We start from the raw sequence: 20,884 nt of genomic DNA, 5'->3' as shown, positions 1-20,884 counted from the left end.
CTCACCGGAATGCGCCGCTGGACTGTTGTCAGGACGATCGGGCTCGCGACGGCGGCGGTGGTCGCGGTCGGAGTGCTGTACGAGTTGCCCGCCAGCCCGTTGTCGCGCCACGGCGACCTCGGGCGGCACGTCGTACCCGCGTCGGTCCAGACCACCGCGCCGGCCTTGGAGTCGCCTGCCGTCCCGCCACGCCGTCCGACGAAGCCGGTGGTGCCGGCCGAGGTGATCTCGTACCCGAACGCCGGATCGCAGTCGTACGCCGTACTGCCCGCGAATCCCGCGGTGATCGGGCGGGGCGGCAAGCTGATGACGTTCCAGATCGCGATCGAGGGCGGGATCACCGGGGTCGACAAGACGGCGTTCGCGCAGTTCGTGCGGGCGACGTACGGCGCCGCGCAGGGATGGGCTTCACAGGGCAAGTGGCGGTTCGAGCAGGTCGGGCCGGGGGCGACGCCCGACTTCAGGTTGATGCTCGTGACGCCGCAGACGCGGGACGTGATCTGCGGCGGGGGACCGGACCGGTACACGAGCTGCCGGATCGGGGACTCGGTCGTGCTCAACGTCGCGCGCTGGGCGCACGGCGTACCGAACTTCGGTGCGTCGCTGACGACGTACCGGCAGTACATGGTCAACCACGAGACCGGTCACCGGCTCGGCAACGGCCACGAGCTGTGCCCGGGGCCGGGCCGGCCGGCCCCGGTCATGCAGCAGCAGACCCTCGGCCTGCACGGCTGTACGGCGTACGCCTGGCCGTACCTGAACGGCGCGCGCTACTCGGGCAGGCTAGGTCAGTACGACGACCCAGTGCCTGGAGGTCGGGTCCGGTGATCCCGCGCCTACTGCGCGGCACTCGGCCGCGCGCCGAGGCACCGCACCGAGCACCTGCTCGCTACGGCGCGGGATCACCGGACCCGACCTACACCTGAATGATCGAGAGGACGTTGCCGGCCGGGTCCTTGAACCAGGCGATCAACGGGCCCTCGCCGCGGTAGATGCCGGACTCGTCCTGCTCGTTGTTGTAGTGCTCGAATGTGACGCCGCGGCCGGCCAGCTCGCGCGCGGTCGCCTCGATATCGGTGACCGGGAAGTTGAGCACGGTGTACTCCGCCGGCACGTGGTTCGGTTTCGGATACACCAGGATCGCGGTGCTGTCCGCGATCTTCAGGCGCAACATCCCGTTCTCCTCGCCGACGTCGATCCCCAGCGTGTCGGCATAGAACGCCTTCGCCTTCTCGATGTTGTCCACCGAGAACCCACTGAACGCCTTGCTGTCGTGCAACATCTGATGTCCTCCCTTGATCGCCTGACATCAGCTACGTCGAAACCCGATCTGGGATTTCGACACTAGTTGTGCGAGACGACCTGCGGGAGTGCGTCGTTGACGGCAGCCGCGACAGAGGCGGATTCGAGGCCGTCGGCGACGGTGTGCAGGAGGCGGACCAGGTGGGCGGCGTCGGTCGGGCCGAGGATGCCGGTGATGACATCGAGGACGCGGACGGTGAGACCGTCGAGCTGCGAGAGCCGGGCCTGACCCATCGCCGTGACGGCCAGCGCCGGCGTGGTCCGGACCATGCCGAGCGCCTCCAGATCGACGATCGCCAGCTCCGCCTCGCCGGGCGTGATGCCGACCTGCTGCGAGACCTCGTCCGGAGTCGTGCGGCCGTTGGCGACCGCATTCAGCACGAGGGCGGCCGGCATCTTCATCCCGACCATTTGCTGCAGGCCGAGGATCAGTGGGTGGGCGTGGCCGCGGACGCGCTCCACCGCGTCGAGCAGCCGGAGAGCGTCGCCGATGTCACCGATCAGGTGCTCTGTCTGGACAGCCGCGATCCCCGTTGGCCCCGGCCGGACGGGTGACGGTACGACGCCGCCGATGACCCGCTCCGGCACCACAAGGGCGTTTGCCACGACCCGCTCGTCGGCGGATCCTCGTGGCCTGATTCCAGCGTCTTCGATGGTCACGCCTCCAGCGTACGGAGCCGTTCCGACAGCTTCGGCGTGTCCTTCCTGAGGAAACCCTATGAATCTCATGACTTTCCTGGCTTACTCTCCGCCCATGCAGCTGAACGGAAAACGAGCCCTGGTGATCGGCGGCGGTGGCGGCGGGATCGGTCGCGCGACGACAGAGGCCTTCGGCAACGAAGGTGCGGCGGTGGTGGTTGCGGACCTCGAGCTGTCGCGCGCCGAGGAGGCCGCCGAGGCGGTGCGAGCCGGCGGCGGTACGGCGTACCCGGTGTCCGGCGACGTCCGCTCGGCGGCCGACATCGAGGCGATGATCGCGGCCGCGGTCGAGAAGCTCGGCGGGCTCGACGTACTCGTCACCGTCGTCGGCGGACAGGTGGCGTTCGTGCCCGCGGTGAAGCTGCACGAGATGGCCGACGAGGACTGGGACACGATCTACGAGGTCAACCTCCGGTACGTCGCTCGCGCGGTCCGGGCGGCGCTCCGCGTCTTCCTGGACCAGGGCACCGGCGGGACGATCGTCAGCGTCGGCTCGGTCACCGGCTTCATGGCGGCGCCCGAGCAGGCGGCGTACGGCGTGATGAAGGCGGGCATCCTGAGCCTCGCCCGGACGGTCGCCGCGGAGTACGCCCGCGACGGCATCCGGATGAACGTCGCCGCGGCCGGCGCGATCGCCACCGCGGTCGCCAACGCGAACGTCGACGCCGAGGTCGTCGAGGAGATCCCGGCCGGGCGGTTCGGTCGCTCCGAAGAGGTGGCCCAGGCCGTCGTCTACCTGGCGTCGGGTGCGTCGTCGTACATCACCGGACAGCAGATCGTGCTGGACGGCGGCGTCTCGGTACGGGGTCCGTTCGGGTAATCGAACATACCGGCGAAGAATTGGGTTCCGGCCGGTTCCGAAAAAGCTGGGAATTTCTGAATTCGGGCGTGACCTCGGCTCGCCGTACTCCGTTGGATCTGACGTGACGGTGAACACAACACGGCGCACCGACACCGCGCTCGCCCGCGTTTTCCAGGCCGTACAGCCCTCGAAGTATCAGCCAGGAGGACCAGTGACAACCGCCACCGCCATCCAGACGATTGAGCGCCGACGCGTCCGTGTCTGGTTCGGTGAGCACGTCATCGCCGACTACAACGCCGAGCCGGCGTTGGCCGAGCGGTATGCAGACGCCATGAGCCGTCGGTTCGCCGGACTCCGGGTCACCAACGACCCGATGCCGGCCGTCGACAAGCTCCCCGACCCCCTGCCCGGCGAGCGCATGTGGGATGTAGCACCCCGATGAGATAGAAAAGCATCCGGCGTCTTTCGCGTTCCGTATCTCACCAGACAACCCACCCGGAACGTGGCCCAGGTCGAGAACCTCACCTCGATCACACAAAGGCACCGGTGATTGGGCGGCAAGCGAGCGTGGGCGTTCTGCCCCTCGCTTGCCGCCATTTCTCCTCTGCACACATTGCGCCTGAGACAACTGAATAAACCTCATCGTTCGCACCGGATCCCCCAGGTCCGGTGCGAACTTATTTTCCTCCGTAATACTCGGGTTTCATCTGGATGAGCTGGACGTAGTTGCCGTCGGGGTCGATCAGCGTCGCGAACCAGCCGACCCCGCGGTCCTCCGGATGCACCAGCCACTCGACGTCGAGCGTGCGCAGGTGCGCGGCCGCCGCCTCGATGTCCTCGACGCCGAAGTTCACGATGTGCCGACCCGGCTCGGCGGTCTTCACGGCGACGTCGTCGCGCTGCTCGATCACCAGCCCGAATCCGCCGAGGTCCAGGTTCCCGTAGCGGTCGACCTCCGCCTGGAACCCGTCGCGGTACCAGGCCTTCAGCCGCTCGGCGTCGGTGCTGCCGATCAACATGCTGTTCAGAATCACGATTTCTCCCTTTGCGACGATCTCTGTCACCCGGTACGTCGGAACCAGCGCGTCGCTCTCGACATGACCTGATCGACTCCGATGATGATCAGATGAAGTTCACCGCCGAACTGCTCTCCACCGGGAAGAACACGGCCGGCTTCGAGGTCCCCGACAGCGTCGTCGAGTCGCTCGGCGGTGGCGGCCGGCCGAAGGTCAGCGTCACCGTCAACGGGTTCACGTTCCGGACCTCGATCGCGCGGATGGGCGGGCGGTACCTGCTCGGCTTCAGCGCGGAGCGGCGTACCGAAGCTGGGGTCACGGCCGGCGAGGTGCTCGAGGTCGACGTCGAGCTCGACACGGCTCCGCGGGAGCTCGAGGTGCCGGAGCCGTTGGCCGCTGCGCTGGCGGCGGATAGTCAGGCTCAGGAGTTCTGGGAGACGTTGAGTTACAGCAACCGGCAGTGGCACGTGCTGCAGGTGACATCGGCGAAGACCGACGCCACCCGCGACCGCCGGATCGAGAAGTCGATTGCGGCACTCCGCGACGGGCGCGCGCGCTGACTTAGCAGTACTCGCGGCAGCCGTTGTCGGCGCCGTACGCACGATGTGTTTTGGCGACTGTGCTGACAGGTGAGAGTTGCCCGCCGTGGTGCCAGCTGTTGAGGAACTGCTGCGGGGCGACTGCGCCGCGGCGGATCCACCAGGTGTTGGGTTTCGTCGGCCAGCTGATACCGAAGTGCAGGTGCGGCGGGGTGACGCGCGCGCTGCCTGTTTTTCCTGTGCGGCCTAGGGTTTGGCCGGCGTGGACCGTGACGCCGGGGCGGATTCCAGGGGCGATCGCTGACAGGTGGGAGCCGTAGTACCTGACTCCGTCTACGCCCACGATCGATACTGAGAGCCCGCCGCGGTCGGGTCCTCGGTTGGTTTTCGGGTCCCAGGTGTCTACGCGCGATACCTCGTCGACACGGCCGTCGATGGGCGCGACGAACAGGCAGCCTACGTTCGCGAAGATGTCGGAAGCCGGGTAGTCGTGGTGACTTTGCGAGGCGTCCGCGCGGCATCCACCCACAGGAAATACGTACCGCGGAGTCGAGTGAGTGGGGTTGCTTGGGCGTGGCTTAGTGGCTGGGCGCGCCGGTGTAGTCGGTGTAGTCGGTGTGGTCGATGTAGTCGGTGGTGTCGTGGTGATTGTCAGTTGCGGTGTGCTTGTCGGCACAGGTGTGTCTGACGTCGGCTGTGGTGTGGGCTCGGCGGTCGGTTGGGTGCGGTTGAAGACACCGGCTGCGGACAGCGCGAACAACCCACCGCCGGCGACAACCACCAGCGCTGCGAGAAAGACCGCCCAGAGGCGCCGCGTCACGGATGCCAGAACGCGTTGACTGCTGCAGACGAGTACACGGTTTCACACGGTATCCCGTTCTTGTCCGCGTCCATGCGATCCGGCATGCCGTAGTACCACCAATATCGGACAGCCTCGGCGTACGAAGCCCCTCGCGCGGCCAGGTCCCGGCAGTACAAGCCGGCCGACCAGAACACGACGCCGCTGATCTCGCGGCCGTTCCAGTAGGCGGCGACATCGCTACGCGGATAGACGGTCTCGCACGGGATTCCGTTGCGGTCGGCATCCATCTGGTTCGGTTGCCCGTGCAGTCGCCAGTAGTCGATCGCCGCGACATAGCTGTATCCCTTGGCGTTCAGATCGCGGCAGAACAGTCCGGCCGGCAGCGACCGGACATCCCCGACCGCCGGCGCCGAGTTCGACGTACCCTTCACGGTGGGCTTCGGTACGACGGTCTTCGTGACCACCGACGCCGGCGCCGACGCGGCCGGCGCCGAGGCCGCGACCGCTGTCGAGGGCGAGGTGTCCGCCGCTCGCGGTGCTGGATCGTCCTTCGTCATCAGAACGACGAGCCAGGTCAGCAGCACCAGGATGACGCCGACCGCCACCCCTCCCAGGGCTGCCAGCGTCGCGTTACCGCGCTCGTCCCGCCGGTGACAATGCGTGCGTGTATACGGTTCTCCATTCATGATTCCCCCCGCAAGCCATTGAAGCGTCGTCACTTTGCGTTGTCTACAGGTCGGCGCGGACTGCTGTTCATCTGGTGGTCATGCAAACGGGTGATGATCGCGCCGGAGACCGAGGTCGTCAAGTAGTGGGATCGGCCGGGTGCGCGCGGTACGTTCGAGGTTGTCCACCCGCCGGGTCGCGCCGACGTCCTGCCCGAGTAAGGAACCAGTTGTGATCATCGCGATCGATGCCGACAGCAACGACACGGCGGCTGCCGACCACCTGCTGTACGAGCTGATCGACGCCGTGGATCAGCCGGTCGTCGCCCTCACCCACCTGGTGTCGAGCGACGACCGTCCGCACATCGCGGTGTCGCTCACCAGTGCGGCCGATCTCGCGGACCCGATCCGGGAGTTAGTTGCCGAGCGCAACGTTGGCCTGGCGGTCACCAGGGCCGGCGCGTCCGAGCCGGAGCTCGCCGGTCCGAGCCGGTTGGTCCGCGGTGCGTACGTCGCCGCGGTCGAAGCGGCTCTCGGTACGACGGGCCGCGTGGTCGCCTGGCCCGGTCAGGAGCAGGCGCACGGTGTACTGCCGGCCGGCGAACTCTGCGCCCGCTGCGGTATCGATCAACTGGAAGGCATCGGCGGCGTACCCGTCGAGGACGACACGTTGGTCGACACCCTCGACTTCCTCCGCCCGGTACGCCGCGACGGCCGCCTGGTCCTCCAGGTCCGGCCCGCCGCCGACAACCTCCTCCTCATCCCCTTCGAACTCCAGCACCAGCAGAACTGCTGCGCGGATCACTGACCGAGGTACCGTCGAAGTATGGGTAGTAAGACCGGCAAGTTTCTTGGCATCCCGTACGACTGGCGGCCCCTCACCGGAGAGCGGCTCAAATCCCGTTGGTGGAATCCCGACGACCCGCGGTTCTTCACGCCGAAGGCGCTCGGCTGGGGCTTCGACCTCAACTTCGCGCGGCTCTTCGGCCGGCACGGGAAGAGTTCACCCCCAAGCGAGTGAGTCGCGGAGCACCTCCGGCAGGTCTCCGATCACGCCCAGGCGTTGGGTGCAGCGGGTCAGGGCGACGTAGAGGTCCCGAAGGCCGCGGGGGGACTCGATGACGATGCCGTCGGGGTCGACGACGAGGACCGAGTCGAACTCGAGGCCCTTCGCCTCGCGTGCGGTGAGGACCGTTACGCCGGCCAGGCCGTCGACTGCTTCCTGGATGAGCTCGAGGCGGTTGCGCGAGGTGATGACGCCGACCTCGCCGTACGCCGTCTCCTCGGCTGCCATCTTGTACACGTACAGCGCCTGTTCGGCGGCCGGCACGTCGGCGTGCCACGGCTTCACCCCGGTGGACCGGACCGATTGCGGCGCCCGCGCCGACGGGTCGACCTCACGCAGTACGTCGTTGGCCAGCTCCATCACCTCGGCGGGTGTGCGGTAGTTCAGCGTCAGCTCGGCCAACCGCCAGCGATCGCCGAACGTCTCGCCCAGCGCACTCGCCCACGAAGTCCCGCCGCCGATCGAGCTCGTCTGTGCAACATCACCGACCACAGTCATCGACCGCAACGGGCATCGCCGCGCGATCGCACGCCACGCCATCGGCGACAACTCCTGCGCCTCGTCGACGATCACGTGACCGTACGTCCACCGCCGATCCGCCCCGGCCCGATCGGCCAGCGTCCGATCGTCGTCCGCCTCGTACCGCTCGGCGAACGTCTCCGCGTCCAGCAGGTCCTTCGCAGTGAGGATCTCCGCCTCGTCGTCCTCGTCCCAGTCGGTCGACCCCGAACCGCTCAGCACGTCCAAAGCCCCTTGTGCATAAGCGATTGCCCGCGCCCGCGCCGCCCGCTCCCGCGCCGCCTCAGTGCCGTCATCGCCGAGCAGCTCTGCCGCCTCATCGAGCAGCGGTACGTCGGCCGGCGACCAGTCGTCGCCGTACCTCAACAAATGTTCACGATCCAGCTCGGAGAGCTGCGGTGCCGCCGACGCCAGCCGGGCCTCGTCGCTGTACAGATCCTCGAGCAGCTTCTGCGGACCGAGCAACGGCCACAGCTGCTCCAACAGAGCCTGTACGGCGGGCTCGGCAAGCACCTCCTTGCGCAGCTCGGCCAGGTCGTACTCATCCAGCAACTGCTCACCGTCGAGTGGATCCGTGCCGATCAGCTCGGCGTACTGGTTCGTGAGGTAGTCCGTGAACTCGTTGAGGATGAACGGCCGCGCCTGGTTGTGCGTCAGACCGCGGTTGCGCACCCGCGCATGCGTCTGCGCGCACACCGACGGGTCGAGCGTGAGCTCGGTCCGCTCCACCGTGACCCGGACCGGCTCCTGCGGGATCCACTGCCGATCGACGACCGCCTTCGCGATCACCTCGGCCATCACCGTCCGCCCCTTCACCTCGGCGCTCTCCGGCGGCTCCGGCCGCGTCGCGTTCAGCCCGGGGAACAGCTCGGCGATCGTGACCAGCCGAACGCCGTCCTCACCGAGCGACGGCAGCACCTGACCGATGAACCGCAGGAACGCCGCATTCGGCCCGACGACGAGAATTCCGCGCTTTTCCAGCTGCTCGCGATGCGTATACAGAAGAAATGCCGCCCGGTGCAGCGCGATCGCGGTCTTTCCGGTGCCGGGACCGCCCTGAACGACAAGGATTCCGGGCAGTTCGGAACGGATGATCCGGTCCTGGTCGGCCTGGATGGTCTGGACGATCGACTCCATCCGGCCGGTCCGCCGCGCCTCGAGCGCCTTCATCAGCACGGCCTCGCCGATCACGCCGGTGCCGGGCTTGGACGGGTCGGCCGCCTCGCGACCGAGATCGAGCTGCTCGTCCTGCACGTCGATCACGCGGCGCAACCGGGTCTGGATGTGCCGGCGGCGGACGACGTCGTGGTTCGCCACCGCGGTCGCGATGTAGAACGGCCGCGCTGCCGGGGCACGCCAGTCGACCAGCAAGGGCTCGTAGTCCGCGTCGTGCAGGCCGATCCGGCCGATGTGCAGGATCTCGCCGTCGGCGGTGTCGAGGCGGCCGAAGTACAGGCCCTCCTCGGCGGCGTTCAGCCGGGCATGCCGGAGCTTGAGGTCACGGATGCGGCCGTCGCGCTGGTGCAGGGCCTGCGCGTTGCGGGTATGGACCAGTTGCTCGTCGTCGGTCCGGGCATCTGTGCGCTCGCGCTCGTTGTCGAGCGCGGCGTAGAACGTGGTCAGGTGAGCCTGTTCGGCATCGACCGGATTCGGCAATTCAAACCCCTTGTGTTAAAATACGTCCCGTTGGTTTCGGACCGCATTTCAGTCGTTCAGGAAATGACGCGCGCGGCAGCCACAAATCCTTGAGTTTATCCCTTTCCGGGGTTTTCCTGTAGTGGTGTTCCACTCGATCATCCCGCCGTACCTGCTCGAGCAGCTCGAGCGGTCCGCGAGCGACCCCAGTCTCCGCGCCCGGTACCGGCAGTCGTTGCAGCATGACGCCGTACTGCGATCGCGCCCCGCCGCCGGCCGCGAGACCGCGTCGGCAGCGGGCGGCCGGCAGCGCGAGGTGTACGACGCCGGGAACGGCACCGACCTGCCCGGCACGCTCGCCCGCGCCGAGGGCGACGATCCGGTCCAGGACCAGGCGGTGAACGAGGCGTACGACGGCACCGGCGCGACCTGGACGCTGTACAAGGAGTGCTTCGGGCGGGACTCGATCGACGACGCCGGCCTCGTGCTGACCTCGACGGTGCACTACGACCGCGGGTACGCGAACGCCTTCTGGGACGGCGCGCAGATGGTGTTCGGCGACGGGGACGGCGAGGTGTTCGGCAACTTCACGTCGTCGATCGACGTGACCGGGCACGAGCTGACCCACGGCGTCACGCAATACACGGCGAACCTCGCCTACGACGGCCAGTCGGGCGCGCTGAACGAGAGCATCTCGGACGTGTTCGGATCGCTCGCCAAGCAGTACGCGATGGGGCAGAGCGCGGCCGATGCCGACTGGCTGATCGGCGCGGGGCTGCTGCTGCCGGGCGTCCAGGGTGTCGCGCTGCGGTCGATGAAGGCGCCCGGCACGGCGTACGACGACCCGCGGCTGGGGCGGGATCCGCAGCCGGCCGACATGTCGGGGTACGTCGACACCGAGGACGACAACGGCGGCGTACACATCAACTCGGGCATCCCGAACCGCGCGTTCTACCTGGTCGCTGCCGAGCTCGGCGGCAACGCGTACGACGACGCAGGCAAGATCTGGTACGGCACGCTGACCTCGGGCAACCTCGCCGAGTCGGCCACCTTCAAGGATTTCGCCGAAGCCACGCAAGCCACTGCCCAGCGCGTCTACGGCGACGACTCCGCCCAGCTGGCCGCCGTCACGAAGGCCTGGCAAACCGTCGGCGTCCTCGGCGACGAGACCTCGCTGATGAACGCCGCGAAGTCCTCCCTCGAGCCCTCCGCCCCGCCGTCACTGCCGCCGGCAGATGAATGAGACAGGTTTGACCTCAAGTCTTGTTGAGGTATTAGCGTCCTTCGGGTGACTGTTCATCCGCTGCGGCTCGTCGTGCTGACGCGCAATCTCGACAGCGGACGTTTCGGTACTGCGGTCACGCGGTGGTTCGCGCGGGAGGTTGAGCGGGCCGAGGAGTTCAAGCTCGACCTCATCGATCTGAGCGTGGTGTCGTTGGGGGAGCTGCCGCGGCGGATCGGGGACGCGGACGCGGTCATGATCGTCACGGCTGAGTACAACCACGCGTACCCGGGCGACGTGAAGACGGCGATCGACGCTGTCCGTCGTCCTTGGTACGCGAAGCCCGTCGGGTTCGTCGTGTACGGCGGACGGTCGGGCGGACTGCGGGCCGCGGAGCAACTGAGGCTGGTCTTCGGTGAGCTGCACGCGGTGACGATCCGCGACAGCCTCGGATTCCGCGACGAAGACTTCACCGCTGACGGCGAGCCGACCGACCCCACTACCTCGGCGGCCGCTGCGGCGATGCTCCGGCAGCTCGCGTGGTGGGCTCGATCCCTGCGCGACGCGCGGTCGGCTACGCCGTACCCCGGGTAGCGGATCCCCAGCCCATCACAATCGCGGCGCGGCGGCCGCTGCACGCTCAGCCGAGGCTGCCGTGGTGGATTGTGATGGGCTGGGGATCCGAGGAATAGCTCGCGCGTAGCGGCGGTTGCCATTCTGCGTGAGCGCCGAACCGATGCCCCTGTCCGTGCTCGACCTCTCGCCGGTGCCGACAGGCACGCGGCCGTCGGAGGCGCTGCACGAGACGCTCGAGTTGGCCCGTACCGCGGAGGCGGCCGGGTACTACCGCTACTGGCTGGCGGAGCATCACAACATCCGCAGCGTGGTGAGCACGAGCCCCGAGATCATGATTGCGGCAGTCGCTGCCGCCACGTCGAGCATCCGCGTCGGCTCCGGCGGGATCATGCTGCCGAACCACTCGCCGTTGAAGGTCGCGGAGTCGTTCCGCGTCCTCGGCGGCCTGTACCCGGACCGCATCGACCTCGGCATCGGCCGCGCGCCGGGCACCGACCAACGCACCGCGCTCGCCCTGCGCCGGAGCCGCGAGGCCCTCGGCGCCGACGACTTCACCGAGCAGTACGCCGAACTCCGCGCGTACGTCGAGGGCTTCCCGGCCGGGCATCCGTTCGAGCCGATCAGCGCCCAGCCGGACGATGTGCCGCTCCCGCCGGTGTGGATCCTCGGCTCCAGCACGTACGGCGGTCAGGCGGCGGCCGCGCTCGGCACGGGATTCGCCTACGCCGGGCACTTCGGCACGCTCGATCCGGCCGGCGTCATCTCGGCGTACAAGGAGAACTTCCAGCGCTTCGAGAACGACGGTGAGCCGCGGGCGATGCTCGCGCTCGCCGCGATCGTCGCCGAGACCGAGGAACGCGCCCAGGCGTTGGCCCGCGCGAACGCGCTGTCCATGCTCCGCCTCCGCTCCGGCCGCCCGGGCCCGCTGCCTTCCCCCGAGGAAGCCGCCGACTACCCGTGGTCCGAGGCGGAAGAGGCCGCGGTCGAGGAGTGGGCCGGACTGGTGTCCGTCGGCACGCCCGACCAGGTGGCAGCCGACCTGCTCCGTCGCGCCGGCAAGGCCGGCGCCGACGAGCTCATCATCACTACGAACATCCACGACCCGGCCGAACGCCGCCGCTCGTACCAGCTCCTCGCACAGGCCTGGGGTCTGAAACCGCGCTGAATTCAGCCGCCGCGGATGTGCTCGAAGATCAGACTCGTCTCGGCGTGACTCACCGCAGGATCTGCGGTGAGGTGATCGAGCACGAACTCTCGCAGCGCATCCGGGGTGGCGGCCGAGACGTGGAGTAGGTAGTCGTTCGCTCCGCTGACATGGAACAGCGAGAGCACGCCCGGCAGCGTCGGGACCTTGGCGCGGAAGCGGTCGATCTCGTCGCGCGAGTGCGCGCCGATCCGGATCGCGATCAGCGCCTGCAGCGGCTGACCCAGCGCGCCCAGATCCACGTCGGCATGGAAGCCGCGGATCACCCCACGCTCACGCAGTGACCGCACCCGCGTGAGACACGTCGACGGCGCGATCCCGGTCGCCTCGGCGAGCGCGTTGTTCGCCATCCGCCCGTCGGCGGTCAGCAGTCGCACCAGCTTCCGGTCGACCTCGTCAAGGCCACCGGGAGCCGGCCGCGGAGCCGGTCCAGGGCTCCGACGATCCTTCGGCATGCCCTCACTCTAGAGCCCGTCCACAGAATCCACAGGCTGTGGACGACACTGTGGACGAATTTTCTTCGGAACTATTGTGCTAATCCCGCAGAAGATTCCAAGCTCCCGGTGAGGAGGCAGCCATGACCCAGCTCGACACCCGTTCGGTCCACGCCGGTCGCGACGACCTGGCCGCTCTCGGCGTCCACGTCCCACCGATCGACCTGTCCACTACGTATCCGCTCCCCGATGTGAACACCGGCGGAGCGTCGTACGACTCGCTTGCGGAGGGGCGCGGGCCGGACGGCGGCAGCCTCGTCTACCAGCGCCTGTGGAATCCGACCGTCGCCCGCTTCGAGGATGCGCTGGCCGAGCTCGAGCACACCGACGGCGCGGTCGCGTTTGGCTCGGGGATGGCCGCGCTCACCGCCTGCCTGCTCGCCAGCGTCGCGGCCGGCCGGCCGCATGTGGTCGCCGTACGGCCGCTGTACGGCGGCAGCGATCACCTGTTATCCACAGGCCTCCTGGGGACAACCGTGACTTACACACAGCCGAGTGGAGTCGCTGGAGCGATCCGCCCGGACACCGGACTCGTGATTGTCGAGACCCCGGCGAACCCGACGGTGGCGCTCGTCGACATCGCGGCGGTTGCGTCCGCGGCCGGCGACGTACCCGTGCTGGTGGACAACACGTTCGCGACACCGGTACTGCAGCAGCCGGCCCGGCACGGGGCGAGCCTGGTGTTGCACTCGGCAACCAAGTACCTCGGCGGTCATGGTGACGTTATGGGTGGCGTCGTCGCGGCCGGCGTGGAGTGGGTCGGCCGGCTTCGGCAGATCCGCGCAGTAACAGGGGGCCTGCTGCATCCGTTGGCGGCGTACGAACTGCACAGGGGACTGCAGACGCTGCCGGTTCGGGTACGGGCGCAGCAGGCAACCGCAATCAAGGTCGCCGACTGGTTGTCCGCGCAACGACTTGTCGACCAGGTGCACTACCCGGGTCTCACCGACCCGCAGGCGCTCATCGGACGTCAGCAGTCAGGTCCCGGGGCTGTTCTTGCCTTCACCGTGTCCGGCGGATTTGAGGCCGCATCGAGGGTCGCCGGAGCATTGAAGCTGATCACCCATGCGGTGTCTCTGGGTGGCGTGGACACGCTCATCCAGCACCCCGCCGCGCTGACCCACCGCCTGGTGGCCGCCGACGCCAAGCCGTCGGACGGTCTGCTCCGGCTCAGCCTCGGCCTGGAGGATCCCGAAGACTTGACCGCAGACCTCCAGCGGGCGCTCACTTACTGAGAAGAATCTGCCCAGGGCAGATCTTTGCGTGAGCGACCTGGTCGGGGTGGCACACTCGGTACAGGACATCCGGAGGCGAGGAGGACCAGACGTGTTGCTACGCCAGGTGATCGGGAACGTCTTCCGCCGCTTGCGGCGTGAGCGGGGGATCACCCTGCGCGAGCTCGCTGAGCTGGCCCAGGTGTCGGTGCCCTACCTGTCCGAGATCGAGCGGGGCCGCAAGGAACCCTCCTCGGAGATCCTCGCCGCCATCTGCCGAGCCCTCGAGCTCGAGTTGTCCGACCTGCTGTCGGAGGTCCAGTTCGACCTGGCGACCGCCGTCCGGTCCACTCTGCCTGTCCGCCTGCAGACGGCCGCGATCCGCGTCGAGGACCGCTCCGCGCACCGAATCCCCTCCGGCCCCCGCGCCTACTCCACCACAGCCCAAGCCTTCGCCCTGGTCGCCTAGAAATCTGGTGGAGGACAGGACGCTGTCCTGGTAAGCAGTGGGGCGTGCGTACCCACATAAAGCGACGTCAGCCTGCGGCACCTGGCTCGATTCCGGACGTGCTGCAGATGTTCGAGTCCGAGGTGCGCTTCTACCGGGAGATCGCACCGGTGGTAGGAGTACGTGTCCCGGAGTGCTACCAGGCGGAGTCCGGCCCGGACGGCACTCTGCTGGTGCTGGAGGACCTGTCCGACTGGGTTGCTGGAGCCGAGCCAGCCGCTGCTGCACGGGTGCTGCGCGAGTTGCACGACCGCTGGGCTGGACGAGCGGACTGGGGTTGGCTGCGTCCGGTTGGCGCCGGCGAGCAGCTGGTTGCCGACCTCTACGACCGGAGCTGGCCCGCGCTGGCTGGGCGATCCGACCTGTCGGCTTCGGTGCGCTCGTTCGGTGAGCGTCTCGTCGGTCGGGTGGTTGAGGCCGAGAGGGCCGTGGGGCAGGCGGGTGTGTTGACGTTGGCGCATGGGGATGCCTCGGCGCAGAACATGCGGACCGGGCCGGACGGTGTGGTGGCGTTGCTGGACTGGGAGGACGTGTCGGCGGCGCCGGGCGTGTTGGATCTCGCTTGGTTCCTGGTGTCGTCGGTGGAGCCGGAGCGGTGGCCGGAGGCGTTGAGTGCTTATGGGACGAGCGAAGGGCTCGGCGCGGTCATGCCGTCTGTGATGGTTCAGGGATTCCTGAGTGCGTCAGACCTGCCCGATGGTGAGGCTGTGGGCTGGAATGGTCGCCTCGAGGCCGCACTGGAGTTGCTGTGAAGTACGTCGTGCGGTTTCCGGTGGATGATCGGGAGTTGTCGGAGCTGCACGCGGCGGCGTTCGAGGGTGAGGCTGAGGTGACCGCATGGGGGGAGCGGTTGGGGCGGTGGGCGTTGACCTGGGTCGGGGCTTTTAGCGACGAGCAGTTGGTTGGCTTCGTGCAGGTGTGTTGGGACGGCGGTGCGCATGCGTTCGTGCTGGATACCGCCGTACATCCGGATCATGGGCGGCGTGGGATCGGGAAGCAGTTGGTGATGACTGCGGCCGAGGAGGCGCGTCAGGCCGGGTGTGAATGGCTGCATGTCGACTTCGAGCCGCATCTGAGTGCGTTCTATCTGGACGCGTGCGGGTTCCGGCCGACGGATGCGGGGCTGCTCAAGCTCCGATGACGGTCAGGCGTTCGGTGGAGATGCACGACGTCAGGCAGCGTTCCTTCGCGTCGCCGAGCAGGTCCGCGGTCCACGTGGTGAACCCGCCGTCGCCGAGTCCTTCGCCGCCGCGGTCGATGCCGAGCGCGGTGCCGGCGTAGTAGCCGGCGCTCTTGGTGCGCTCGATGTCCTCGGTGAACGCGACCCCGAGCGCCGGCCGGACCGTGTCCTCGATCCGGTCCCGCAGCGCCGACTCCTTGAACGCCGTGAACGTGAGCTCGGCCTTGTCACCGAGTACGTCGTGCCAGAAGCTCAGGTGGTCGATCAACAACTCGGCCTCCGTCCGGCACGAGCCGGTGTCACGAGCGCTCGACACCAGCACGAACAGCTCGAAATGCGCCGACATCCCCGGCCCGTCGAACGGCTGTGCCCGGACCACCCGCTGGCACGTCGCCAGATGCACGCGGTCCTGCCCGGCACGACGGCGTACGGCGGCCTCGATCGCCAGCTCGTTGGTCGGGTCGCTGGCGACCTCCGTGCCGCGGATCGTGCTGACCACCTGGTGCTGGTTGATCGTCGCGATCGCCGAGCACGTGCCCAACGGAGTCACCGGGGACAGCTGGACGCCGTCGAACTTCTTCGGCAGCGCCGCCCACAGCCGCTGCTGCGTCTGCACCAGGTCGCGCGGATCGATGGTCGACGGGCGCACGAAGCGGTCCTGCTGCCAGCGCTGCAACAGCCGCGCCGGCGTCACCTTGGCGGCTCGCTCACGGGTCACGTCGAGCAGCACCGACTGCAGCTCGGACTGGCTCAATCCGTCGACGAGGGCGTCGCGGCTGCCCTCCGGCAGCTTCGCCCAGAACCGTTCGCTGACCTGTTCCATCGCTCTACTCTGACCGATATTCCAGCGGCTCCGCGCCTCATTTTCGCGTATCTTCGATGCATGAGACTGCCGAGCCCGCATCTTTGACGTTCTGACAGGAGTCTGTTCGCCCGGGTTGTCGCCTTCGAGGCGTTCCACGACTTCATCCCGCTCTACCCGCTGTACCAGCTGCTGTTCGCCGATCACGGACTGTCGGCTGCCCAGATCTCGACGCTGTTCGTCATCTGGTCGGCGACCGCGTTCGTCCTCGAGGTGCCGTCCGGCGCCTGGGCGGACACGTATTCACGGCGCAAGCTGCTGGTTCTCGGCGCCCTGATCAGCGCCCTCGGGTACGCCGCATGGATCACGCTGCCGTCCTTCACCGGCTTCGCGCTGGGCTTCGTCCTCTGGGGTACGTCGTCCGCGCTGATCTCGGGCACGTACGAGGCGTTCGTGTACGACGAACTCGTCGCGCGGGAGCGGACCGCCGACTACGCAACCGTCCTCGGTCGCGCCCGTTCCGCCTCGTTCGTCGCGAACCTTGCGGCGACCGCGCTCGCGACACCGCTGTTCGCGCTCGGCGGCTACACCCTTGCCGGAATCGTCAGCGTGCTGAGCGGCCTGCTGCAGGCTGTCGTCGCGTGGACCCTCCCCGAAGCGCGAGTCGTCGAGACCGCTCGCGAGGCGGACGAACCCGGTACTCGAGCAGCCTTCGCCGTCTACCTTCAGGTACTCCGGGAAGGTGTGACAGAGGTACTGCACAGCCGTCTGGTCCGCCGGGCGGTGGCGCTGGTCGCGTTGCTGGGCGGGTTCCTGGCGTTCGACGAATACTTCCCGCTGCTCGCTCGGGAAGCGGGTGCGACGACCGATGCGATCCCGTTGCTGATCGCGGGAACCGTCGCCGCGCAGGCGATCGGCAGCGCGCTCGCGGGACGTGCGTACAAGTTGCCTGCAGCAACTTTCGCGACGGGGCTCGGGGCAACGGCGGTGCTGATAGCTGCCGGAGCGCTGAGCGGATCGGTGTGGGGATTCCTGCCGATCGCGCTCGGCTATGGGCTCATGCAGCTGGTGATCGTGGTCTCGGAGTCGCGGTTGCAGGACGCGATCACCGGAAAGGCGCGGGCGACCGTGACCTCGGTGTCGGGCTTCTTCGCCGAGGTCTTCGCGATCGCGGTGTACGGCGGGTTCGCGCTCGGATCGCTCTGGTTCACGATGGCGGTGCTGGTCGCGGGTCTGACGATCCCGGTTCTGATCACGGCATTCGTCGTACCGTTCGCGCTGCCGGAGCCGCGTAGTTCGGTGGCCGCCGAAGCGTCCGACACCTAGCCTCACACCATGAGCCCGGACAGCGTTGTATCAGCATGAAGAAGCAGGGTGCGCTGGCCGCCGGTGCGGCTGCGGTCACGGTGGTGCTGTGGGCTTCGGCGTTCGTGGCGATCCGTCACGTCGGTCAGGAGATCTCGGCCGGTGCACTGTCGCTCGGGCGGTTGCTCGTCGGCAGTGTGCTGCTCGGGATCTTCGTGTTCGCCCGGCCGCGGCGCTGGCCGGCTCGCGGTGACTGGAAGTTTCTGCTCGCGTGCGGTCTGCTCTGGTTCGGCGTCTACAACCTTGCGCTGAACGAAGCCGAGCACCACCTCGACGCCGGTACGACGGCCATGCTCGTCAACATCGGACCGCTGCTGATCGCGCTGCTGGCGGGTGTCCTTCTCCACGAGGGATTCCCGCGTCAGTTAGTGATGGGGAGCATCGTTGCGTTCGGCGGGGTGGTCCTGATCGGACTCTCGTCGTCCAGCGGCAGCGCCGAGACGTGGGGCGTTGTGCTGTGTCTCGTCGCCGCGGCGGCGTACGCGATCGGTGTCGTGTCGCAGAAGCCGCTGCTCGCGCGACTGCCTGCGCTGGAGGTGACCTGGCTGTCGTGCGTGATCGGCGCGATCGCGTGTCTGCCGTTCGCGCCGACGCTCGTTCGTGAGACGGCTGACGCGCGGCCGTCGACGATCTGGTGGGTGGTGTTCCTCGGCGCGTTCCCGACCGCGATCGCCTTCACTACCTGGGCTTACGCGTTGGCCCGTACGACGGCCGGCCGGATGGGCGCGACGACGTACCTGGTCCCGCCGATCACGATCTTCCTCGGCTGGCTGCTGCTCGGCGAGAGCCCGGCGCCGCTCGCGTACGGCGGTGGCGCGCTGTGCCTCGTCGGGGTCGCGATCTCGCGCTACCGGCGGCGCGCCGTTGCCGCGATGCCCGCGGTCAGCGTGGAGAGCCCGGACTCGAACCCGCCGTCGAAGTCGTAGGCGAGGCCCTCGACGCCGAGTCCGCCGACGATCCTTTTCAGCGTCGGCGCCTTGTCCGCCGGGAGTGCACGCACGCGGGTGAGCAGGTCGGGCGCGAGCTCGAACGTCTCGGCCCGCACGGACGCCTCGCCAAGGCTGAATCCGTGGATGAAGTCGATCAGGGTGTTGGCTGCCTCGAAGATCTGCCGCGGCTCGAGACCGGCCCGGTCAAGTGCGCGGTAGAAGGGCTCCATCGTGACCACGACGACGTCCGAGACCGCTGACGTGTCGGACAGCACCTGCAGTGCGAGATTCGGGTGCTGCCGGAGGCCGTTGCGATAGGCACGCGCTGCTTCCTTGAGTTGCTCGTCCCACGGCACGGCGTCGCCGGGGTCGGGCAGCTCCAGCCCGGCGAACACCAGCTCCGCGAGGCCGGCCAGTACGGCGGCCTTGTTCGGCAGGTGGTGGTACAGCGACATCGGGTTGACCTGCAGCGTTGCCGCGAGTCGTCGCATCGTCAGTGCGTCGATGCCCTCGTCGTCGACGATCCGCAACGCCGCGGTCAGGATCGCCTCCCGGCTCAGCCGCTCCTCCCCGGCGCGGGGCCGCCCGGAGCGCTTGCCGACGTTAACCATACGCCGTATGGTACATAATCGTACAACGTATGGATTAGGAGGAGCGATGAAGCCGTTGGCGGGGAAGGTGGCGTTGGTCGCCGGGGCGACCCGAGCGGCCGGGCGTGGGATCGCGGTCGAGCTCGGCGCGGTCGGCGCGACCGTGTACGTGACCGGCCGGACCACCCGGAGCCGGCCGTCGGAGATGAACCGGCCGGAGACGATCGAGGAGACCGCCGAGCTCGTCGACAAGGCCGGCGGGCGCGGCATCGCCGTACCGGTGGATCATCTCGATCCGTCGCAGGTGCGTGAGCTGGTGGCGCGGATCGAGGCCGAGCAGGGCGCGCTGCACATCCTGGTGAACGACATCTGGGGACAGTTCGGCGAGCCCGAGTGGGACAAGACCGTATGGGAGAGCTCGCTGGAGAGCGGTCTGCGGTTGCTGGAGCTGGGCGTGAACACGCACGCGATCACGAGCCACTTCGCGCTGCCGTTGCTGATCAAGACGCCGGGCGGGCTGGTCGTCGAGATGACCGACGGCACCAACGAGTACAACGCGTCGAACTATCGCGTTTCGTTCTTCTACGACGTCGCGAAGGGCGCGGTCAGCCGGATGGCGTTCGCGCTGGCGCACGAGTTGAAGCAGTACGACGCGGCCGCCGTACTGCTCACGCCGGGGTGGCTGCGGTCGGAGGCGATGCTCGACGGGTTCGGCGTACGCGAGGAGAACTGGCGGGACGCGACGTCGAAGGTCCCGCATTTCGCGATCTCCGAGAGCCCGTCGTACGTCGGCCGCGCGGTGGCGGCGCTGGCAGCGGATCCCGACGTACGGCGGTGGAACGGCAAGTCCACTTCGAGCGGCGAACTCGCTCAGCTCTACGGGTTCACGGATCTGGACGGCAGCCGTCCGGATGCTTGGCGGTACATCGTCGAGGTGGAAAGCGCCGGCAAACCCGCTGACACCACGGGCTACCGCTAAAGCTTGTACGGCGGGCAGACGTCGTCGCCGTCGCCGTTCGAGGCAACCGGGATCGCGTCGGCTGACAATGCAGCATGCGGATGCGCGGCCGCGATCGGCACGCCCATCGTGGCCGCCATCGCCAGCACTTCCCGCCGCGAGGTCACGGCTTGCGCGGGATCCCGCTCGTACACGTAGGTGAGCTCCGGCCACCGAGCCTGCGCCGGATGCACCAGCACATCACCACCCAGCACGGCCCGATCCGTCACCACCGACTGATGCCCGGGCGTATGCCCCGGCGTAGACACCAGTCGCATCCCTCGCAGCGCGGTCTCCCCGTCCACCACCCGCAACTGCCCGGCCTCCTCAATCGGCCGGATCCTCTTCAGGTACGTCGACCCGCCGCGCACATGCTCAAGCTCGTCCCGCTGCACGACATACTCCGCTCGCGGAAACAAAGCCTGGGCCCCATCCGAAGCCCACCCCACATGATCCAGATGCACATGCGTCAACACCACCGCATCCACATCCGCGACCTCCACCCCCACCTTCCCCAACAACCCAGGCAACCGCCCAGCCACCCCCAACCACTCAGCCGCCTCCCCACCCGCCGGCCCCACCCCCGCATCCACCAACACCAGCCCGTCACCCGAACTCACCAAGTAACTATGAAAATGCAACAACCACCCGCCCACCCGAACGTTCCCCGGCACCACCCGCCTCGTCCACTCCGCCTCCCTCAACCCCCACCCAGGCAACGCCTCCCCAACCCCCTCAGGAAACACCGCCACCGCATC

The 20,884-nt window shown here is 68.1% G+C and carries 26 protein-coding genes; 16 read left to right on the top strand and 10 right to left on the bottom strand.

Going from position 1 to position 20,884, the window contains the following annotated elements; translation table 11 throughout:
* Nucleotides 1–9: 9 nt before the first annotated feature.
* Nucleotides 10–828, top strand: a complete 819-nt coding sequence (locus EV645_RS13170; RefSeq protein ID WP_242000361.1) for a DUF3152 domain-containing protein — start codon at nucleotides 10–12, stop codon at nucleotides 826–828.
* An 88-nt stretch (nucleotides 829–916) separates the two neighbouring features.
* On the opposite strand, the gene EV645_RS13165 is transcribed toward EV645_RS13170, so the two are convergent.
* Nucleotides 917–1,282, bottom strand: a complete 366-nt coding sequence (locus tag EV645_RS13165; RefSeq protein ID WP_130443050.1) for a VOC family protein — start codon at nucleotides 1,280–1,282, stop codon at nucleotides 917–919.
* A 62-nt stretch (nucleotides 1,283–1,344) separates the two neighbouring features.
* Nucleotides 1,345–1,962 carry a MarR family transcriptional regulator gene (locus EV645_RS13160; protein ID WP_242000360.1) on the bottom strand — a complete coding sequence of 206 codons (618 nt, stop codon included), beginning with the start codon at nucleotides 1,960–1,962 and terminating at the stop codon, nucleotides 1,345–1,347.
* A 94-nt stretch (nucleotides 1,963–2,056) separates the two neighbouring features.
* Between EV645_RS13160 and EV645_RS13155 the strand changes: the two genes are divergently transcribed.
* Nucleotides 2,057–2,821: an SDR family NAD(P)-dependent oxidoreductase gene (locus EV645_RS13155; RefSeq protein ID WP_130443048.1), complete on the top strand. Its 765-nt coding sequence runs from the start codon at nucleotides 2,057–2,059 to the stop codon at nucleotides 2,819–2,821.
* A gap of 193 nt (nucleotides 2,822–3,014) precedes the next feature.
* A complete protein-coding gene (locus EV645_RS13150; RefSeq protein WP_130443046.1) occupies nucleotides 3,015–3,245 on the top strand; it encodes a hypothetical protein in 231 nt (76 codons plus the stop codon).
* A 235-nt stretch (nucleotides 3,246–3,480) separates the two neighbouring features.
* On the opposite strand, the gene EV645_RS13145 is transcribed toward EV645_RS13150, so the two are convergent.
* Complete coding sequence (locus EV645_RS13145) at nucleotides 3,481–3,837, bottom strand: VOC family protein (RefSeq protein ID WP_242000359.1); 357 nt, start codon at nucleotides 3,835–3,837, stop codon at nucleotides 3,481–3,483.
* A 92-nt stretch (nucleotides 3,838–3,929) separates the two neighbouring features.
* Here EV645_RS13145 and EV645_RS13140 point away from each other — a divergent pair, with 92 nt between their 5' ends.
* Nucleotides 3,930–4,379 carry a YdeI/OmpD-associated family protein gene (locus EV645_RS13140; RefSeq protein WP_130443044.1) on the top strand — a complete coding sequence of 150 codons (450 nt, stop codon included), beginning with the start codon at nucleotides 3,930–3,932 and terminating at the stop codon, nucleotides 4,377–4,379.
* Nucleotide 4,380: 1 nt separating this feature from the next.
* Here the strand turns inward: EV645_RS13140 and EV645_RS13135 are convergent, their stop codons facing one another.
* A complete protein-coding gene (locus EV645_RS13135; RefSeq protein ID WP_198681566.1) occupies nucleotides 4,381–4,887 on the bottom strand; it encodes a M23 family metallopeptidase in 507 nt (168 codons plus the stop codon).
* A gap of 287 nt (nucleotides 4,888–5,174) precedes the next feature.
* Nucleotides 5,175–5,846: an excalibur calcium-binding domain-containing protein gene (locus EV645_RS13130; RefSeq protein ID WP_130443042.1), complete on the bottom strand. Its 672-nt coding sequence runs from the start codon at nucleotides 5,844–5,846 to the stop codon at nucleotides 5,175–5,177.
* A 211-nt stretch (nucleotides 5,847–6,057) separates the two neighbouring features.
* Between EV645_RS13130 and EV645_RS13125 the strand changes: the two genes are divergently transcribed.
* Nucleotides 6,058–6,633: a hypothetical protein gene (locus EV645_RS13125; protein ID WP_130443040.1), complete on the top strand. Its 576-nt coding sequence runs from the start codon at nucleotides 6,058–6,060 to the stop codon at nucleotides 6,631–6,633.
* 18 nt (nucleotides 6,634–6,651) lie between these two features.
* Complete coding sequence (locus EV645_RS13120) at nucleotides 6,652–6,846, top strand: DUF5808 domain-containing protein (RefSeq protein WP_130443038.1); 195 nt, start codon at nucleotides 6,652–6,654, stop codon at nucleotides 6,844–6,846.
* Here the strand turns inward: EV645_RS13120 and EV645_RS13115 are convergent.
* Complete coding sequence (locus tag EV645_RS13115) at nucleotides 6,829–9,066, bottom strand: HelD family protein (protein WP_130443036.1); 2,238 nt, start codon at nucleotides 9,064–9,066, stop codon at nucleotides 6,829–6,831. The genes EV645_RS13120 and EV645_RS13115 overlap by 18 nt on opposite strands.
* Nucleotides 9,067–9,190: 124 nt before the next feature.
* Between EV645_RS13115 and EV645_RS13110 the strand changes: the two genes are divergently transcribed.
* From EV645_RS13110 to EV645_RS13100, 3 genes are all read left to right on the top strand, one after another.
* Nucleotides 9,191–10,288: a M4 family metallopeptidase gene (locus EV645_RS13110; protein ID WP_130443034.1), complete on the top strand. Its 1,098-nt coding sequence runs from the start codon at nucleotides 9,191–9,193 to the stop codon at nucleotides 10,286–10,288.
* 45 nt (nucleotides 10,289–10,333) lie between these two features.
* Nucleotides 10,334–10,861 carry an NADPH-dependent FMN reductase gene (locus EV645_RS13105; protein WP_130443032.1) on the top strand — a complete coding sequence of 176 codons (528 nt, stop codon included), beginning with the start codon at nucleotides 10,334–10,336 and terminating at the stop codon, nucleotides 10,859–10,861.
* 127 nt (nucleotides 10,862–10,988) lie between these two features.
* Entirely contained in the window at nucleotides 10,989–12,008 is a 1,020-nt protein-coding gene (locus EV645_RS13100; protein WP_242000358.1) for an LLM class flavin-dependent oxidoreductase, read from the top strand.
* 2 nt (nucleotides 12,009–12,010) lie between these two features.
* Here EV645_RS13100 and EV645_RS13095 read toward each other — a convergent pair whose 3' ends face one another.
* On the bottom strand, nucleotides 12,011–12,502 hold the full coding sequence (locus tag EV645_RS13095; RefSeq protein ID WP_130443030.1) for an Lrp/AsnC family transcriptional regulator: 492 nt from the start codon (nucleotides 12,500–12,502) through the stop codon (nucleotides 12,011–12,013).
* A gap of 122 nt (nucleotides 12,503–12,624) precedes the next feature.
* On the opposite strand from EV645_RS13095, the gene EV645_RS13090 reads away from it, so the two are divergent.
* The 4 genes from EV645_RS13090 (at nucleotide 12,625) to EV645_RS13075 (ending at nucleotide 15,404) form a co-directional block, all read left to right on the top strand.
* The gene (locus EV645_RS13090) at nucleotides 12,625–13,776 is read left to right on the top strand and encodes a trans-sulfuration enzyme family protein (protein WP_130443028.1); all 1,152 of its coding nucleotides are present in this window, start codon (nucleotides 12,625–12,627) and stop codon (nucleotides 13,774–13,776) included.
* Nucleotides 13,777–13,867: 91 nt separating this feature from the next.
* Nucleotides 13,868–14,224 (top strand): helix-turn-helix domain-containing protein, encoded by a 357-nt coding sequence (locus tag EV645_RS13085; protein WP_130443026.1) that lies wholly within the window; start codon nucleotides 13,868–13,870, stop codon nucleotides 14,222–14,224.
* 44 nt (nucleotides 14,225–14,268) lie between these two features.
* Complete coding sequence (locus EV645_RS13080; RefSeq protein WP_130443024.1) at nucleotides 14,269–15,015, top strand: phosphotransferase family protein; 747 nt, start codon at nucleotides 14,269–14,271, stop codon at nucleotides 15,013–15,015.
* A complete protein-coding gene (locus EV645_RS13075; RefSeq protein ID WP_130443022.1) occupies nucleotides 15,012–15,404 on the top strand; it encodes a GNAT family N-acetyltransferase in 393 nt (130 codons plus the stop codon). The genes EV645_RS13080 and EV645_RS13075 overlap by 4 nt, the downstream gene beginning before the upstream one ends.
* Here EV645_RS13075 and EV645_RS13070 read toward each other — a convergent pair.
* Nucleotides 15,391–16,266 carry a hypothetical protein gene (locus EV645_RS13070; RefSeq protein ID WP_242000357.1) on the bottom strand — a complete coding sequence of 292 codons (876 nt, stop codon included), beginning with the start codon at nucleotides 16,264–16,266 and terminating at the stop codon, nucleotides 15,391–15,393. The two genes, EV645_RS13075 and EV645_RS13070, sit on opposite strands and share 14 nt — an antisense overlap.
* A 102-nt stretch (nucleotides 16,267–16,368) precedes the next feature.
* Between EV645_RS13070 and EV645_RS13065 the strand changes: the two genes are divergently transcribed.
* Together EV645_RS13065 and EV645_RS13060 are read left to right on the top strand one after the other, a co-directional pair.
* A complete protein-coding gene (locus tag EV645_RS13065) occupies nucleotides 16,369–17,571 on the top strand; it encodes an MFS transporter (RefSeq protein ID WP_130443020.1) in 1,203 nt (400 codons plus the stop codon).
* A gap of 35 nt (nucleotides 17,572–17,606) precedes the next feature.
* Nucleotides 17,607–18,536: a DMT family transporter gene (locus EV645_RS13060; RefSeq protein WP_130443018.1), complete on the top strand. Its 930-nt coding sequence runs from the start codon at nucleotides 17,607–17,609 to the stop codon at nucleotides 18,534–18,536.
* Here EV645_RS13060 and EV645_RS13055 read toward each other — a convergent pair.
* Nucleotides 18,458–19,150 carry a TetR/AcrR family transcriptional regulator gene (locus tag EV645_RS13055; RefSeq protein ID WP_130443016.1) on the bottom strand — a complete coding sequence of 231 codons (693 nt, stop codon included), beginning with the start codon at nucleotides 19,148–19,150 and terminating at the stop codon, nucleotides 18,458–18,460. The genes EV645_RS13060 and EV645_RS13055 overlap by 79 nt on opposite strands.
* Nucleotides 19,151–19,196: 46 nt before the next feature.
* Here EV645_RS13055 and EV645_RS13050 point away from each other — a divergent pair, with 46 nt between their 5' ends.
* The gene (locus EV645_RS13050) at nucleotides 19,197–20,108 is read left to right on the top strand and encodes an SDR family oxidoreductase (protein ID WP_130443014.1); all 912 of its coding nucleotides are present in this window, start codon (nucleotides 19,197–19,199) and stop codon (nucleotides 20,106–20,108) included.
* Here EV645_RS13050 and EV645_RS13045 read toward each other — a convergent pair.
* Nucleotides 20,105–20,746, bottom strand: coding sequence for an MBL fold metallo-hydrolase (locus EV645_RS13045; RefSeq protein WP_242000356.1), 642 nt, complete (start codon nucleotides 20,744–20,746; stop codon nucleotides 20,105–20,107). The two genes, EV645_RS13050 and EV645_RS13045, sit on opposite strands and share 4 nt — an antisense overlap.
* Nucleotides 20,747–20,884 lie beyond the last annotated feature (138 nt).

It is taken from the genome of Kribbella rubisoli (assembly GCF_004217145.1).
Taxonomy (GTDB): domain Bacteria; phylum Actinomycetota; class Actinomycetes; order Propionibacteriales; family Kribbellaceae; genus Kribbella; species Kribbella rubisoli.
The sequence above is the reverse complement of the archived record's forward strand: the minus strand, read 5'-3'. Positions and strand labels throughout refer to the sequence as shown.